Source organism: Flavobacterium cupriresistens, assembly GCF_020911925.1.
Taxonomy (GTDB): Bacteria; Bacteroidota; Bacteroidia; order Flavobacteriales; family Flavobacteriaceae; genus Flavobacterium; species Flavobacterium cupriresistens.
The window spans coordinates 4619334-4639015 of record NZ_CP087134.1 but is presented as its reverse complement, the minus strand read 5'-3'; the positions used below and the strand labels follow the sequence as shown (position 1 = coordinate 4639015).

Genomic DNA, 19682 nt, shown 5'->3' with positions numbered 1-19682 from the left:
AATAGAATATGGAATTTTTAAGTTTTTTTAGAAAATTAGATAAAGAAAAAATAAAGCTAGTATTAATAGATGGTTCATTAAATATTAAAGCAAATTCTGAAATTGATCCTGAACTTATTTTAGAAATAAGAGAGAATAAGGCTGGTATTATTAAATATTTGGAAGGGTTAGAAAATGAAGATACGGTAGGTGAATTATTGAAAAAAATCACTCCGCATACCAAGGATGATGCTGCCCGTATTCCATTGTCTTTTAGTCAGGAACGTTTGTGGTTTTTAGATCAGCTGCAGGGCAGTTCAGAATATCATATTCCTATTGCATTGCGTTTGGAAGGAGAATTAGACGTATTGATTTTAGAACAAACCTTGCAGACCATTGTATCTCGTCATGAGGTACTTCGTACCATGCTGTTGTCAGAGGACGGGTTAGGTTATCAAGAAGTTATAAGTGAAAAGGACTGGATGTTAGACCAGTTTAAAATAGAAAGTGCATCATCATTTGAAAGTAATCTACAGGATTATTTAATGACCCCTTTTGATTTAGCAAAGGATTATAAATTAAGAGGAGGCTTATACGATTTAGGAGATCAAAAGTATATATTGGTGTGTGTCTTTCATCATATTGCCAGTGATGGTTGGTCTGAGAGTATTTTGGTGAATGAGTTCATGGAGCTTTACAGCGCTTTGCGATCTGGCCGAACTGCCGTACTTCCGGAACTTAGTTTACAATATTCCGATTATGCAATTTGGCAAAGAAAGTATCTGACAGGAACTGTTTTGGAATCTCAATTATCGTATTGGGAAGAGAAACTTCAGGGAGTAGCTACGCTGGCATTACCAACAGATTATGCTCGTCCATCTGAGCAGAGTACAGCAGGATCAAGTGTTTCTGTTGTTTTAAATAAAGAAATTAGTGAGTCTTTAAATATTTTATGCCAAAAAGAAGGTGTTACCTTGTTTATGGTGATGCTGTCTGTTTTTAAGGTATTGTTGTCGCGTTATAGCGGGCAAGATGATATCTGTGTAGGAACGCCGATCGCAAACCGTACCCAGTCGGAGTTAGAGGGTATGATTGGATTTTTTGTTAATACCTTGGCCCTTCGCAGTGATTTGGGAGGCAATCCAAGTTTCAAAGAACTTTTAGCAGAAGTTAAAGCGACTACATTGGACAGTTATGATCATCAGTTGGTTCCATTTGAGAAGATAGTGGAGCGTGTGGTTACGACCCGCGACAGGAGTATGAGCCCTTTATTTCAGGTGATGTTTGTGTTGCAAAATACACCCGAAGGTTCAGGTGAATTAGACTTAAAGGATCTTACGCTTTCAAACTATGAGTTTGACACTGTAACTTCAAAGTCTGATTTAATGTTGAATGTATCCGAAAAGAAAAATGGTATTGCATTGGATGTGGTCTATTGTACCGCTTTATTTGATAAAGCGACGATTGATCGTATGTTGTTGCATTATCAGCAGTTATTGGCAGGTATTGTGAATAATATCAACCAGTCAATAGATAGTCTTTTAATGCTTACTGCAAAGGAAGAAGATCAATTGTTGAATGTTTTCAATAATACGGCAGTTAAGTATCCAAAGGATAAAACTATAGTTGCTTTATTTGAAGAGCAGGTTAAAAATACTCCTGATGCCATTGCGGTGGTTTATGAAGGAGCCAAATTAAGTTATAGAGAATTAAATGAAAGGTCCAATCAACTAGGATCTTATTTAAGAGAACAAGGCGTTCAGCCAGACACCCTTGTGGGGATCTGCGTAGAGCGTGGTTTGGAGATGCTGATTGGAATCTTGGGAATCTTAAAATCAGGAGGGGCTTATGTGCCAATCGATCCGGATTATCCAACAGACCGTATTGCTTATATGGTGGGTGATGCCGGAATTAATTTAGTATTGAGCAGTGTAGCAAGTCATAAAGTACTGGAGGAATACGCAGAGATCAATGTTGTATTGTTAGATACAGATTGGGACAAGATTTCAAACTATTCAACAGAAAACTTAAGTGTTGTAGTGGCACCGGATCATCTGGCTTATGTGATTTATACTTCAGGAAGTACAGGTAATCCAAAAGGAGTTTTGATTACCCATAGTAATGTAGTTCGTTTGTTTAAAAATGAATCCTGTTTATTTGATTTCGGAACTCATGATGTCTGGACGCTGTTTCATTCGTTTTGTTTTGATTTCTCGGTATGGGAAATGTATGGAGCCTTGCTTCATGGAGGCCGTTTGGTAGTGGTTCCAAAAGCAGTAACCAAAGACGCTATTTCGTTTAAAGAATTATTGATCACTGAAGGAGTAACGGTTTTAAACCAGACTCCGGGATCTTTTTATGCGCTTCAGGAAGCATTCTTATCCGAGAATTTTGATCATGCGATCAGATATGTGATTTTTGGAGGAGAGGCATTAAACCCTGTTTATTTACAAAATTGGAAAGCATTATATCCATCTTGTAAAATGATTAACATGTATGGTATTACCGAGACTACGGTTCACGTTACCTATAAAGAGCTAACAAGTTCAGATATGTTAAGTTCGGTTAGTGCTATTGGTTCAGCGATCCCTACTTTAGGATGTTATATTTTAGATGCCAATCTAAATTTAGTACCGGTAGGCGTTATTGGAGAGTTATGTGTAGGAGGTTCAGGAGTTGCAAGAGGATATTTAAACAGAGAAGAATTAACGCAAGAGAAGTTTATCACAAATCCTTTTGTAGCAGGAGACCGCTTGTATAGATCAGGTGACTTAGGACGCTGGCTTGCCGATGGAAATATTGAATATATTGGAAGAAAGGATAATCAGGTAAAGATCCGTGGTTATCGTATAGAATTGGGAGAGATCGAAAATGCTTTGTCCTTATTGGAATCGGTTACCCAATGTTGTGTATTAGCCAAGGAAGATACAGGAGGTAATAAACGCCTGGTGGGTTATGTAGTTTCAGAGAACAAACTAGATAAAACAGCTTTACAGGATCAATTAAAATTAAGCTTACCCGAATATATGGTTCCGATGATCTGGGTTGAACTGGATAAAATGCCTTTAACGTCTAATGGTAAATTGGACAAGAAAGCGTTACCGAATCCGGATAATTCAGATCTTTCTACAGAGGAGTATGTTGCGCCTCGCACAGAGACGGAACAACAATTGGCTACCATTTGGCAAAACTTATTGGGAATAGAAAAGGTTGGAGTTTATGATAACTTCTTCGAATTGGGTGGTCATAGTTTATTGGCTGTTCAGTTGATTTCTCGTTTACAGAAGTTAGATTTTCATATTAGAGTAAAAGATATTTTTGCAGGACCAACGATAGCTTTAATGAGTGAGAAGTTATCTTCTTTATCTTTAGTGTATCGTGTTCCGGCCAATGGTATAACAGTTAATAGCGATGTTATTACCCCAGCAATGGTTCCTTTGGCTGATTTGAGTCAGAGTGATCTGGACAGCATACTGGCAACTGTAACGGGAGGTGTTTCTAACATAGAAGACATCTATCCTTTATCACCGTTACAGGAAGGGATTCATTTTCATCATTTGATGAGTGATTCTAAACAGGGAGACCCTTATGTTCTGCCAAATTTGCTTTCTTTTTCAGATCAGAGTAAACGAGATTCTTTCATAGAGGCCTTACAATTTGTAGTGAACCGTCATGATGTTTTACGTACCTGTATTTTAAGTTCAGGTTTACCAAAAGCCGTTCAGGTTGTTTTACGTAAAGCGCCTTTATGGATTGAAAACTTAGAGTTGGATCGTTCTGAAGCAGTTTTACCCCAATTAGAGCTTCTGATAGCCCCTGGAGGATATTGGATGGATGTTACAAAAGCACCATTACTGCAGTTGAAATCAGCAGATGATACCCAGAATGGTTGTTATTATTTGATTGTATACCAACACCACTTAATAATTGACCACGTGGGTATGGAGAAAATCATATCCGAGATTACGATGTATTTATCAGGAAATAAAGCCAGTTTAGGAGTTCCTGTTTTGTACCGTGATTTTATAGGTCATACTTTACACGCCCAATCAGTAAATGATGGAGGGGCTTATTTTAAAACTTTATTTGGCGCAATCGAAGAACCAACCTATCCTTTTGGATTATCGAATGTTTTAGGAGATGGTAAGGGGATTGAAGAATCTCATGTAGTGCTCTCCAAAGATTTAAGTACAGAATTACGCAAATTGGGTGTAATGCACGCCATAAGTCCGGCAGTTTTGTTTCATGCCGCTTACGGATTGGTAGTAGGGAAGTGTAGTAATAAGGACTATGCGATTTTTGGCTCTTTGTTCTCGGGAAGACTTCAAGGTTCTCTAGGAGCCGCAGATTCTTTAGGGTTATTTATCAATACCTTACCGGTGTTATTGGAATTAAAAGGAAACACATCAGAATATTTGAATCAGGTGAAAGGGCTGTTACAGGATTTATTGTCCTATGAACAAACGCCTTTATCACATATTCAGGATTGGAGTGGTATAGGCAATGATAAAGCCCTTTTTAGTGCGATATTGAATTACCGTCACTCGACACCGTCTTTATCAGAAGAGGACCGTGCAAATGAGTTTGATTCCGGGATAACGGTTCTTGAAAATCAGGAACGCACCAATTATCCATTTACATTAAGTGTAGATGATTATGGAGATCATTTTAGCTTAACAGCTCAAATTGACCAGAGTATAGGAGCAGACCGTATCCTTGTTTATATGGAAAATGCTTTGAGAGAACTTTTAGAAGGTCTAAAAAGCGAAGAGTTAACTATAAATACTTTAACTGTTTTATCAAAAGAAGAAGAACATCAATTACTGAATGTTTTCAATAACACAGCAGTTGAATATCCAAAAGATAAAACAATACTTGATTTGTTTGAAGAACAAGTTAAAAATACTCCTGACGCCATTGCGGTGGTTTATGAAGGAGAAGAATTAAGTTATAAAGAATTAAATGAGAAGTCCAATCAATTAGGACATTATTTAAGAGAGCAGGGAGTTCAAGCTGATACTCTTGTGGGTATTTGCGTGGAACGTAGTTTGGAGATGTTGGTTGGAATCTTAGGAGTCTTAAAATCAGGAGGTGCTTATGTGCCAATAGATCCCGATTATCCTGAGGATCGTATGGCCTATATGGTGAGTGATGCTGGTATAAATCTGGTGTTAAGCAGCGCAGCGAGTCATAAAACAATAGCAGAACATACAACCGGTAATGTTGTTTTACTGGACACGCATTGGGATAAGATCTCAAAATATGCAACAGAAAATTCCGGTATTGCAGTAGCTCCAGGTGATTTGGCCTATGTGATTTATACTTCAGGAAGTACCGGCAAACCTAAGGGAGTCTGTATTGATCATGTTAGCCTGTTTAATTTTTTACAAAGCATGATTGGCCGCTTAGAAATGGAAGACCTCGAGAGTTTTCTTTCAGTGACCACCTATACTTTTGATATCTTTTACTTAGAGTTTTTCGCGCCACTTTTGTTAGGTGCAAAAGTTATCGTTTTAAATAATGCAACAATAAGAGATGGCGATGAGCTTCAATCTGCTATCGCTCATTATCACCCTGATTTTATGCAGGCAACTCCATCGACTTGGCAAATGCTTGTTGATACGGGTTGGCAGAACAAGGAAGAAGTAAAGATTCTAAGCGGAGGAGAAGCGATTAAGGAATCCTTAAAAAACAGCCTTACTTCTATTAGTAAAGAGGTTTGGAATTTATATGGACCAACAGAGGCTACTATCTGGATTACAGCTCAAAAGTTAGATTTCTCGAAAAAAGTAATTATCGGTAAAGCCATTGCTAATGTTCAGTTGTACATATTAGATGATCATAATGCGATATTGCCTTGTGGTATAATTGGAGAATTGCATATTGGCGGAGTTCAGTTGGCTCGCGGTTATTTGAACAGAGCAGAATTAACGCAAGAGAAGTTTATTGCAAATCCATTTATAGAAGCAGAGCGAATTTATAAAACAGGCGATTTGGCACGCTGGCTCGCTGACGGTACCATAGAATATATCGGCAGGAAAGACGATCAGGTAAAGATTCGAGGCCATCGTATTGAACTCGGTGAGATCGAGAATGCCTTATCTTCATTAGAATCTGTGATCCAGAGTTGTGTATTGGCCAAAGAAGATACAGCAGGTAACAAACGTTTGGTTGGTTATGTAGTTTCAGAGAACAAACTCGATAAAACAGCTTTACAAGAACAATTAAAATTAAGTTTACCCGAGTATATGGTTCCGATGATCTGGGTTGAACTGGATCAGCTGCCTTTGACTTCAAATGGTAAATTGGACAGAAAAGCGTTACCGGATCCGGATAGTTCCTATTTGTCCAGTCAGGCCTATGTTGCGCCACGTACAGACATAGAAAGGCAATTGGCTGTTATCTGGCAAAACTTATTGGGTATAGAAAAAGTGGGGATTTATGATAACTTCTTCGAATTGGGTGGTCATAGTTTATTGGCTACCCGATTGGTATCGATGATTCGTAAAGAAATGGTTCTTGAGATATCAGTAAGAGAAGTATTTGAACATACAACTATAGCAACTTTAGGAGCTCATGTATCAGATCAATCCGAGGGAGTACTACTGCCGACTATTGTTTCAGAGGATCGTCCCGAGCGTATTCCATTGTCTTTCAGTCAGGAACGTTTGTGGTTTTTAGATCAGCTGCAAGGTAGTACAGAATATCATATTCCTGTGGTGTTGCGTTTGGAAGGGGAATTAGAAGTATCGATTTTAGAGAAAACCCTGCAGACTATTGTATCTCGTCATGAGGTACTTCGTACCATTCTTTTATCGGAGGCTGGTGTAGGTTATCAGCAAATAATACCTGCAGAAGACTGGATATTGGATCAGGTTAAAACAACAGAATCTTTATTAGAAAGTGCTGTTAAAACGTACCTTATAACACCTTTTGATTTATCAACGGATTATAAGTTAAGAAGTTGTCTTTATGATTTAGGAAATCAAAAGTACGTACTGGCTTGTGTGTTTCATCACATTGCCAGTGATGGTTGGTCAAGTGGTATTTTGGTGAATGAATTCATGGAACTTTACAATGCCTTACAATCAGGAAGTGCTACAGCAACAGCAACAGAAACAGTTTTACCTGAACTTACTCTGCAATATTCCGATTATGCAATCTGGCAAAGAAAATATCTCGAAGGAGCTGTTTTAGAATCTCAATTAGCGTATTGGGAAGAGAAGTTACAGGGAGTGGCTACACTGGCATTGCCAACAGATTATGCACGTCCTTCTGTGCAGAGTACAGCAGGATCAAATGTTTCTTTTGTTTTAAATAAAGAAATTAGTGAGTCGATAAATGCTTTAGCTCAGAGAGAAGGTGTTACCTTGTTTATGTTGCTGTTATCAGCTTTTAAAGTATTGTTATCTCGTTATAGTGGTCAGGATGATATTTGTGTGGGAACACCAATTGCAAACCGTACCCAGTCAGAATTAGAAGGTATGATTGGCTTTTTTGTCAATACTTTGGCCCTTCGCACGGATCTTGGAGATAATCCAAGTTTCAGTGAACTTCTGGAAAGAGTAAAAGAAACTACATTGGAGAGTTATGACCATCAGTTGGCTCCATTTGAGAAGGTGGTAGAGCGTGTGGTTACGACCCGTGATAGGAGTATGAGTCCTGTGTTTCAGACAATGTTTGTGTTGCAAAATGCCCAGTCAGGTTTAGAGCAAACAACAAGAGGTTTGCAAAACGTTAGCCTTTCAGCTTATGATTTTGATGTTGTTACAGCCCAATTTGATTTAACATTGAATGTAGCCGAAAGCAATAATGGTATTGTTTTGAATCTGAATTATTGTACCGCTTTGTTTGATAAAGCGACAATTGAGCGTATGTTGCTGCATTACCAAGAATTGTTGACAGGTATTGTAAGTGATATCAACCAGCCAATAAACGGGCTGTCAATCTTGACTACAGGAGAACAGCACCAATTATTGGATGTTTTCAATAACACAGCTGTTGACTATCCAAAAGATAAGACATTAGTTACCTTGTTTGAAGAACAGGTTAAAAATACTCCTGATGCCATTGCGGTGGTTTATGAAGGAGCCAAATTAAGTTATAAAGAATTAAATGAGAAGTCGAACCAACTAGGATCTTATTTAAGAGAACAAGGCGTTGAGCCAGACACTCTTGTGGGGATCTGTGTAGAGCGTGGTTTGGAGATGTTAATTGGAATCTTGGGAATCTTGAAATCAGGAGGTGCTTATGTACCAATCGATCCCGATTATCCACAGGATCGTATTGCTTATATGGTGGATGATGCAGGTATGAAAGTGGTGCTAAGTAGCGCAGCGAGTCATAAAGTGTTGGAGGAATATAGCGCTATTAATGTTGTACTCTTAGATACAGATTGGGATAAGATTTCGGGATATTCAACAGAAAATCTAAGTGTTGTAGTGGCACCGAATCATCTGGCTTATGTGATTTATACTTCAGGAAGTACAGGCAGACCAAAAGGGGTGATGAACGAGCATGGAGGTATTGTAAATCGATTGTTATGGACGCAATCCCATTATCAGTTAACGGCTGAAGACACCATTCTTCAAAAAACTTCCTTTAGTTTTGATGTTTCTGTTTGGGAACTATTATGGTCTGTTATCTGCGGTGCTAAATTGGTTTTTGCGAAACCGGAAGGTCATAAAGATGCTCTTTATTTAAAAGAACTCATTGAGCAAAATAATATCACTACGATCCATTTTGTTCCTTCAATGTTAAGCGTTTTCCTTAGTTCAATTGAGTTAGGAGACTGTAGTTCATTACAGCGTGTTTTATGTAGCGGGGAAGCTTTACAACTGGATCATGTTAGTCTGTTTAGAGAGAAATTTAATAATGTACGTTTAGATAATTTATACGGTCCTACCGAGGCAGCGATTGACGTTAGTTCTTGGGAAGTTCCTTTGGAAGGTCACTTGTCAAGCGTTTTAATCGGTAAACCGGTTGCCAATACCAGTTTATATGTTTTAGATGAAGCACACGAACTTTTACCATTAGGTGTAACAGGTGAATTATGTATTGGAGGAATTCAGGTAGCCCGAGGTTATTGGAATAAAGAAGAATTAACACAAGAGAAATTTATAGCGAATCCTTTTGTTGAAGGAGAAAGAATTTATAAAACGGGCGATTTAGCACGCTGGTTACCGGATGGAAATATAGAATACATTGGCAGAAAGGACAATCAGGTTAAGATTCGTGGGTATCGTATCGAATTGGGTGAGATTGAGAACACTTTGGCATTGTTGGAATCAGTTACACAATGTTGTGTTTTAGCCAAAGAAGATGCATCAGGTAATAAACGTTTGGTTGGTTATGTAGTTTCAGAAGGTAAACTGAATAAGACTGATTTACAGGATCAATTGAAATTAAGTTTACCGGAATATATGGTTCCGATGATCTGGGTTGAACTGGATCAAATGCCTTTAACTTCAAACGGTAAACTAGACAAGAAAGCTTTACCTGATCCGGATGGTTCAGAATTATCCAGTAAAGAATATGTTGCGCCACGTACAGAAACGGAACGACAGTTGGTTGCTATTTGGCAAAATGTACTGGGAATAGAAAAAGTGGGAGTTTATGATAATTTCTTTGAAATAGGAGGAGATTCTATTATATCAATCCGATTGATATCAAAAATAAATGAAACGTTTAAGAAACGGATTCAATTACTCGATCTTTTTAAATACAGTACTATAGAGCGTTTTGCAATTTCAGCATTAAATGATGATACGCATGATGCTAAGACAGAACAGCTTTATCAAAGTGTCGATTCTGAGATAGAAAAACTGAGCTTATCTATTAGGAATTCTATGGAGAATTCAGATTTGATTGAAGACATTTACCCAATGACAGATGTTCAGCAAGGGATGATTATGGAATCATTAGTAGATCCGGGCTTAGGTGTTTTTCATGATCAGATGACATTTCCTTTTAAAGATGATTCTTTTGATTTTGCTAAGTTTGAAAAAGCAATGGCATTATTAATCGAAAAACATTCTATTTTTCGTACGAGTTTTAATTTTTCAGATTATGAACAACCGGTTCAAATCGTATATAAAAATGTTTCTTTTGACATAGAACAAAGAGATTTAAGTTTATTTGATAAGAAGGAACAAGAAAGGAAAATTGAAGCATTTCTGATATCAGAAAGAGCCATTCCTTTTAGTATTGAGGAGGGAGCATTATATCGTTTTACTGTTTTTACTATTGACGCCCATACTAAGTTATTTGTATACCAGTTTCATCATGCTATTATGGATGGATGGAGTCTCGCTACATTTACGACGGAACTTTATAAAACGTATTTTGAGTTAAAGAAGGGAAATAATTCTTTTTCTTCCGAAATAGCTTGTAATCAGAGGGATTATATCATTAAAGAATTGATGGCTAAGCAAGATGTTGAGGCTATTTCTTTCTGGAAAGAAGAATTGACAGGATATAAATATTTGGATATTTTCTTAGAAGAAACACGAGTGACTGAGTATTACACCAAACGATACGATTTATCTTTTTTAAATGATCTGAAAAAACAATGTAAAGAGCATAATTTGACGCTAAAAAGTGTGTTTTTTGGGGTCTATATCTATGCACTAAAGCTACTGACTCATGAAACAGAGCTAACGGTTGGTTTGGCGGCAAATAATCGCCCATCAGTCGAAGATGGAGACAAAATTTTAGGATGTTTTTTAAATACGATACCGGTACGCTATATTTTTGAATCAGAGGGAAGCTGGTTGTCGTATTTTAAAAGTGTCGAAGAAAAGATGAATGAAATAAAACGCTATAGTCATCTGACATTTTTTGAAATTAAACGTCTTATCGGAGTAGACAGAGATGATTCTTTTTTTGATGTATTATTCAATTATGTTGATTTTCATGTGTATAATGAAATCACTCCGGAGAATTTTTCAACAGGAGTTTTACTTCCGGATACGAATGATGAGGGTAAAGAGGATATAAAAAATAGTTCTTTTGAGCGAACAAGTTCAGGTCTAAATTTAACAATAAATTTAACCGGAACTACTGGATTTGAAGTTCAATATTCGATGTACAAAAATCTTAACTCAGAAATATCTTTAGAGCGTTTTCATTCTTATCTGAATAATATTTTAGATTGTTTCAGGAACAAACCTGAAGCGAGTGTAAGTATGGACTCGATTTTATCAAAAGAAGAGTCTGATCAGTTATTAGATGTTTTTAATAACACAGCGGTTGAATATCCAAAAGATAAAACGATCCTTGCTTTATTTGAAGAACAAGTTAAAAACACTCCTGATGCCATTGCGGTGGTTTATGAAGGAGAAGAATTGAGTTATAAAGAATTAAATGAGAAGTCCAATCAATTAGGACATTATCTAAGAGGACAGGGCGTTCAGTCTGATACTTTTATAGGGATCTGTGTAGAGCGTAGTTTGGAAATGATGGTCGGTATTTTAGGAATCTTAAAATCAGGAAGCGTTTATGTACCCATAGATCCTGATTACCCGTCAGATCGTATCGCTTATATGATTGATGATGCAGGTATGAAACTGGTATTAAGTAGTACAGCGAGTCATAAAGTATTAGAGGAGTATACCGCTATTAATGTTGTACTCTTAGACACGGATTGGGATGCGATTTCAGGATATTCAACAGAAAATCCGGGTATTGAAGTAACACCGGATGATTTGGCGTATGTGATTTATACTTCGGGAAGTACCGGCAGACCAAAGGGAGTGATGGTTACTCACGGAAACATTGTAAGTTTATCTACAAGTTGTGATTATCTCTCTTTAAATTCAGAAACAGTATGGTTGTCAACAGGTTCAATCTCTTTTGATGCGACTACGATAGAATTTTGGGGAACTTTATTAAATGGAGGACAATTAATAGTAGCCTCTATCAATACGCTTTTAAATTCAGTTAGTTTAAAAGAACTGCTTATTGAACGAAAAGTCAATACTTTATGGATGACCGCTTCGTGGTTTCATCAGGTAGTAGAATCTGATTTATCTCTTTTTGAACCCCTTGATTATTTAATAGTAGGAGGAGATGTAGTTTTATTTAATTATACAAATAAGCTAAAAGAGCTTTATCCGAATCTTAAAGTGGTTAACGGTTATGGTCCAACAGAAAATACTACTTTTTCAACGACTTATACCATTGATAATATAACGAACAAGAATCTTCCAATAGGAAAACCAATTAATAATAGCGTTGCTTATATTTTAGATGCCAATCTAAATTTAGTACCTATAGGAGTTATTGGAGAATTATGTGTAGGAGGTTCAGGAGTGGCTCGTGGTTATTTAAACCAAGTAGAATTAACTCAGGAAAAGTTTATCACAAATCCTTTTGTATCAGGAGACCGCTTGTATAGATCAGGAGATTTAGTACGTTGGTTAGCTGACGGAAACATAGAATATATTGGAAGAAAAGACGATCAGGTTAAGATCCGTGGTTATCGTATAGAATTGGGAGAGATCGAGAATGCTTTGTCCTTATTGGAATCGGTTACTCAATGTTGTGTGTTGGCCAAAGAAGATGCATCAGGTAATAAACGTTTGGTTGCTTATGTAGTTTCAGAGAACAAACTAGATAAAACAGCTTTACAGGATCAATTAAAATTAAGTTTACCGGAATATATGGTTCCGATGATTTGGATTGGATTGGATAAAATGCCTTTGACTTCTAATGGTAAATTGGACAAGAAAGCGTTACCGAATCCGGATAACTCAGATCTTTCTACAGAGGAGTATGTTGCGCCTCGCACAGAGACGGAACAACAATTGGCAGTCATTTGGCAAAACTTATTGGGAATAGAAAAAGTGGGAGTTTATGATAATTTCTTCGAATTGGGTGGTCATAGTTTACTGGCTGTTCAATTGATTTCTCGTTTACAGAAGTTAGATTTTCATATTAGAGTAAAAGATATTTTTGCAGGACCAACGATAGCTTTAATGAGTGAGAAGTTATCTTCTTTATCTTTAGTGTATCGTGTTCCGGCCAATGGTATAACAGTTGATAGCGATGTTATTACCCCAGCAATGGTTCCTTTGACTGATTTGAGTCAGAGTGATCTGGACAGCATAATGGCAACTGTAAGGGGAGGCATTACTAATATAGCGGATATCTATCCTTTATCCCCTTTGCAGGAAGGAATTCATTTTCATCATTTGATGAGTGATCCTAAAGAGGGCGATCCTTATGTGCTTCCAAGTTTGCTTTCTTTTACAGATCAGGGTAAACGAGATTCTTTCATAGAGGCCTTACAATTTGTGGTGAACCGTCATGATGTTTTGCGTACCAGTATTTTGAGTTCAGGTTTACCAAGAGCCGTTCAGGTTGTTTTACGTGAAGCACCTTTATGGGTTGAGCATTTAGAATTGGATCATTCAAAAGCAGTTTTACCACAACTGGAACTTCTGATAGCCCCTGGAGGATATTGGATGGATGTTACAAAAGCACCATTATTGCAGTTGAAATCAGCAGATGATACTCAGAATGGTTGTTATTATTTGATTGTATACCAACATCACTTAATAATTGACCACGTGGGTATGGAGAAAATCATATCCGAGATTACGATGTATTTATCAGGAAATATAGCCAGTTTAGGAGTTCCTGTTTTGTACCGTGATTTTATAGGCCATACTTTACACGCCCAATCGGTAAATGATGGAGCATCTTACTTTAAGTCTTTATTTGGCGCAATCGAAGAACCTACTTATCCTTTTGGATTATCGAATGTTTTAGGAGATGGTAAGGGGATTGAAGAATCTCATATAGTGCTCTCCAAAGATTTAAGTGCAGAATTACGCAAATTAGGTGTAATGCACGCCATAAGTCCGGCAGTTTTGTTTCATGCCGCGTACGGATTGGTAGTAGGGAAGTGTAGTAATAAGGACTATGCTATTTTTGGTTCTTTGTTCTCGGGAAGACTTCAGGGTTCTTTAGGAGCCGCAGATTCCTTAGGATTATTTATCAATACCTTACCGGTGTTATTGGAATTAAAAGGAAACACATCAGAATATTTGAATCAGGTGAAAGGGCTGTTGCAGGATTTATTGTCCTATGAGCAAACGCCTTTATCACATATTCAGGATTGGAGTGGTATTGGCAATGATAAAGCCCTTTTTAGTGCTATATTGAATTACCGTCACTCGACACCGTCTTTATCAGAAGAGGATCGTGCAAATGAATTTGATTCGGGGATAACGGTTCTTGAAAATCAGGAACGCACCAATTATCCATTTACATTAAGTGTAGATGATTATGGAGATCATTTTAGTTTAACAGCTCAAATTGACCAGAGTATAGGAGCAGACCGTATCCTTGTTTATATGGAAAATGCTTTGAGAGAACTTTTAGAAGGTCTAAAAAGCGAAGAGTTAACTATAAATACTTTAACTGTTTTATCAAAAGAAGAAGAACACCAATTATTGAATGTTTTCAATAACACAGTAGTTGAATATCCAAAAGATAAAACAATACTTGATTTGTTTGAAGAACAAGTTAAAAATACTCCTGATGCCATTGCGGTGGTTTATGAAGGAGAAGAATTAAGTTATAAAGAATTAAATGAGAAGTCCAATCAATTAGGACATTATCTAAGAGAGCAGGGAGTTCAAGCTGATACTCTTGTGGGTATCTGTGTGGAACGTAGTTTGGAGATGTTGGTTGGAATCTTAGGAGTCTTGAAATCAGGAGGCGCTTATGTGCCAATAGATCCCGATTATCCACAGGATCGTATGGCCTATATGGTGAGTGATGCCAGTATAAATCTGGTGTTAAGCAGCGCAGCGAGTTATAAAACAATAGCAGAACATACAAGCGGTAATGTTGTACTCTTAGACACGGATTGGGATTCGATTTCGGGATATTCAACAGAAAATTCAGGTATTGCAGTAGCACCGGATGATTTGGCCTATGTAATTTATACTTCAGGAAGTACAGGCAAACCTAAGGGAGTCTGTATTGATCATGTTAGCCTGTTTAATTTTTTACAAAGCATGATTGGCCGCTTAGAAATGGAAGACCTCAAGAGTTTTCTTTCGGTGACCACCTATACTTTTGATATTTTTTACTTAGAGTTTTTTGCGCCACTTTTGTTAGGCGCAAAAGTTATCGTTTTAAATAATGCAACTATCAGAGATGGCGATGAGCTTCAATCTGCTATCGCTCACTATCACCCTGATTTTATGCAAGCAACTCCATCGACTTGGCAAATGCTTGTTGATACGGGTTGGCAGAACAAGGAAGAAGTAAAGATTCTAAGCGGAGGAGAAGCGATCAAGGAATCTTTAAAAAACAACCTTACTTCTATTAGTAAAGAGGTTTGGAATTTATATGGACCAACAGAGGCTACTATCTATATTACAGCTCAAAAGTTAGATTTCTCGAAAAAAGTAATTATCGGTAAAGCCATTGCTAATGTTCAGTTGTACATATTAGATGATCATAATGCGATATTGCCTTGTGGTATAATTGGAGAATTGCATATTGGCGGAGTTCAGTTGGCTCGCGGTTATTTGAACAGAGCAGAATTAACCAAGGAGAAGTTTATTGCAAATCCATTTGTAGAAGCAGAGCGAATTTATAAAACAGGCGATTTGGCACGCTGGCTCGCTGACGGTACTATAGAATATATCGGCAGGAAAGACGATCAGGTAAAGATTCGAGGCCATCGTATTGAACTCGGTGAGATCGAGAACGCCTTATCTTCATTAGAATCTGTGATCCAGAGTTGTGTATTGGCCAAAGAAGATACAGCAGGTAACAAACGTTTGGTGGGTTATGTAGTTTCAGAGAACAAACTCGATAAAACAGTTTTACAAGAACAATTGAAATTAAGTTTACCCGAGTATATGGTTCCGATGATCTGGGTTGAACTGGATCAGCTGCCTTTGACTTCAAATGGCAAATTGGACAGAAAAGCATTACCGGATCCGGATAGTTCCGATTTGTCTAGTCAGGCCTATGTTGCACCACGTACAGACACAGAAAGACAATTGGCTGTTATCTGGCAAAACTTATTGGGTATAGTAAAAGTGGGAATTTATGATAATTTCTTCGAATTGGGTGGTCATAGTTTATTGGCTACCCGATTGGTATCGATGATTCGTAAAGAAATGGTTCTTGAGATATCAGTAAGAGAAGTATTTGAACATACAACTATAGCAGCTTTAGGAGCTCATGTATCAGATCAATCCGAGGGAGTACTACTGCCGACTATTGTTTCAGAGGATCGTCCGGAGCGCATTCCAATGTCTTTCAGTCAGGAACGTTTGTGGTTTTTAGATCAGCTGCAAGGTAGTACAGAATATCATATTCCTGTGGTGTTACGTTTGGAAGGCGAATTAGAAGTATCGATTTTAGAACAAACCCTGCAGACTATCGTATCTCGTCATGAGGTACTTCGTACGATACTATTATCGGAGGCAGGTGTAGGTTATCAGCAAATAATACCTGCAGAAGACTGGATATTGGATCAGGTTAAAACAACAGAATCTTTATTAGAAGGTGCTGTTAAAACGTACCTTATAGCACCTTTTGATTTATCGAAAGACTATAAGCTAAGAAGTGGTCTGTTTGATTTAGGAAATCAAAAGTACGTACTGACTTGTGTGTTTCATCACATTGCCAGTGATGGTTGGTCAAGTGGTATTTTGGTGAATGAATTCATGGAACTTTACAGTGCCTTACAATCAGGAAGTGCTACAGCAACAGCAACAGTTTTACCTGAACTTACTCTGCAATATTCCGATTATGCAATCTGGCAAAGAAAATATCTCGAAGGAGCTGTTTTAGAATCTCAATTATCATATTGGGAAGAGAAGTTACAGGGAGTGGCTACACTGGCATTGCCAACAGATTATGCACGTCCTTCTGTGCAGAGTACAGCAGGATCAAATGTTTCTTTCGTTTTCAATAAAGAGCTTAGTGAGTCGATAAATGCTTTAGCTCAGAGAGAAGGGGTTACCTTGTTTATGATGTTATTGTCTGCCTTTAAGGTTTTGTTATCGCGTTATAGCGGACAGGATGATATTTGTGTGGGAACGCCAATAGCAAACCGTACCCAGTCAGAATTAGAAGGTATGATTGGCTTTTTTGTCAATACTTTAGCCCTTCGCACGGATCTTGGAGATAATCCAAGTTTCAGTGAACTTCTGGAGAGAGTAAAAGAAACTACATTGGAGAGTTATGACCATCAGTTAGCGCCATTTGAGAAGGTGGTAGAGCGTGTGGTTACGACCCGTGATAGGAGTATGAGTCCTGTGTTTCAGACGATGTTTGTGTTGCAAAATGCCCAGTCAGGTTTAGAGCAAACAACAAGAGGTTTGCAAAACGTTAACCTTTCAGCTTATGATTTTGATGTTGTTACAGCCCAATTTGATTTAACATTGAATGTAGTCGAAAGTAATAATGGTATTGTTTTGAACCTGAATTATTGTACCGCTTTGTTTGATAAAGTGACAATTGAGCGTATGTTGCTGCATTACCAAGAATTGTTGACAGGTATTGTAAGTGATAGCAACCAGCCAATAAACACCCTGTCAATCTTGACTACAGGTGAAGAGCACCAATTATTGGATGTTTTCAATAACACAGCTGTTGACTATCCAAAGGATAAGACATTAGTTACCTTGTTCGAAGAGCAGGTTAAAAATACTCCTGATGCCATTGCGGTGGTTTATGAAGGAGCCAAATTAAGTTATAAAGAATTAAATGAAAGGTCGAACCAATTAGGATCTTATTTAAGAGAACAAGGCGTTCAAGTTGATACTCTTGTGGGGATCTGTGTAGAGCGTGGTTTGGAGATGTTAGTTGGAATCTTGGGAATCTTGAAATCAGGAGGGGCTTATGTGCCAATCGATCCGGATTATCCTGAAGATCGTATTGCTTATATGGTGGATGATGCAGGTATGAAAGTGGTGCTAAGTAGCGCAGCGAGTCATAAAGTGTTGGAGGAATATAGCGCTATTAATGTTGTATTGTTAGATACAGATTGGGACAAGATCTCAAACTATTCAACAGAAAACTTAAGTGTTGTAGTGGCACCGGATCATCTGGCTTATGTGATTTATACTTCAGGAAGTACAGGTAATCCAAAAGGAGTTTTAATCACCCATAGTAATGTTGTTCGTTTGTTTAAAAATGAATCTTGTCTATTTGATTTCGGAACTCATGATGTCTGGACGCTGTTTCATTCGTTTTGTTTTGATTTCTCGGTATGGGAAATGTATGGAGCCTTGCTTCATGGAGGCCGTTTGGTAGTGGTTCCAAAAGCAGTAACCAAAGACGCTATTTCGTTTAAAGAATTATTGATCAGTGAAGGGGTAACGGTTTTAAACCAGACTCCGGGATCTTTTTATGCACTTCAGGAAGCATTCTTATCAGAGAGTTTTGATCATGCGATCAGATATGTAATTTTTGGAGGAGAGGCATTAAACCCTGTTTATTTACAAAATTGGAAAGCATTATATCCGTCTTGTAAAATGATTAACATGTATGGTATTACCGAGACTACGGTTCACGTTACCTATAAAGAGCTAACAAGTTCAGATATGTTAAGTTCGGTTAGTGCTATTGGTTCAGCGATCCCTACTTTAGGATGTTATATTTTAGATGCCAATCTAAATTTAGTACCGGTAGGCGTTATTGGAGAGTTATGTGTTGGAGGAGCAGGAGTTGCAAGAGGTTATTTAAACAGAGAAGAATTAACGCAAGAGAAGTTTATCACAAATCCTTTTGTAGCAGGAGACCGCTTGTATAGATCAGGAGATTTAGGACGCTGGCTAGCTGATGGTAGTATAGAATATATTGGAAGAAAGGATAATCAGGTTAAGATCCGTGGTTATCGTATTGAATTGGGAGAGATCGAGAATGCTTTGTCATTGTTAGAATCGGTTACTCAATGTTGTGTATTGGCTAAGGAAGATGTATCAGGTAATAAACGTTTGGTTGGTTATGTAGTGTTGGAAGGTTCATTGAACAAAGAGGTACTACAAGAACAATTAAAGTTAAGTTTACCCGAGTATATGGTTCCGATGATCTGGGTTGAACTGGATCAGATGCCTTTAACTTCTAATGGAAAGCTGGACAAGAAAGCCTTACCGGATCCTGATAATTCACAGTTATCGAGTAAGGAATATGTTGAGCCGCGTACCGATACAGAAAGACAGTTGGTGGAAATCTGGCAGAATTTGTTGGGTATCGAAAAAGTAGGGATTTATGACAACTTCTTCGAATTAGGTGGTCATAGTTTATTGGTGACCCGTTTAGTATCTATCATACGTGACGAGTTGTCTATAGAAGTACCGATCCAAGAGATATTTAAATTTAGTACGGTAGATGAGTTATCTTCTTACTTACATTATAAGATAATTAACTTTAATGATTCTATAGATGAATTTAGTATGCATATTGAACTATAATTTTAATACAGTTGGCTGCCGATCCGGATGTGCCAACTAAGAATCGATACTAAGGTTTGGATTTGATTGTAAAGCATGTATTTAAATTCAAAAATAGAAATAGCCTTCAAATTAGATTTTCAACAAAAAGCCAGCTCTCGAGCTGGCTTTTTCATTTTAAAATTGCACTATTATTTGGATTGTAGCCCAAAAGTTAAGTGGTTTTGAAAAACAATTATTAGGTAAGGATAAAAAATATATTTATCCGTT

General features: G+C 37.5%; 1 protein-coding gene. It reads left to right on the top strand.

Going from position 1 to position 19682, the window contains the following annotated elements; all coding sequences use genetic code 11:
- Window positions 1-8 precede the first annotated feature (8 nt).
- Window positions 9-19433 (top strand): non-ribosomal peptide synthase/polyketide synthase, encoded by a 19425-nt coding sequence (locus LNP23_RS18680; protein WP_230002379.1) that lies wholly within the window; start codon window positions 9-11, stop codon window positions 19431-19433.
- The last annotated feature ends 249 nt before the right edge of the window (window positions 19434-19682 follow it).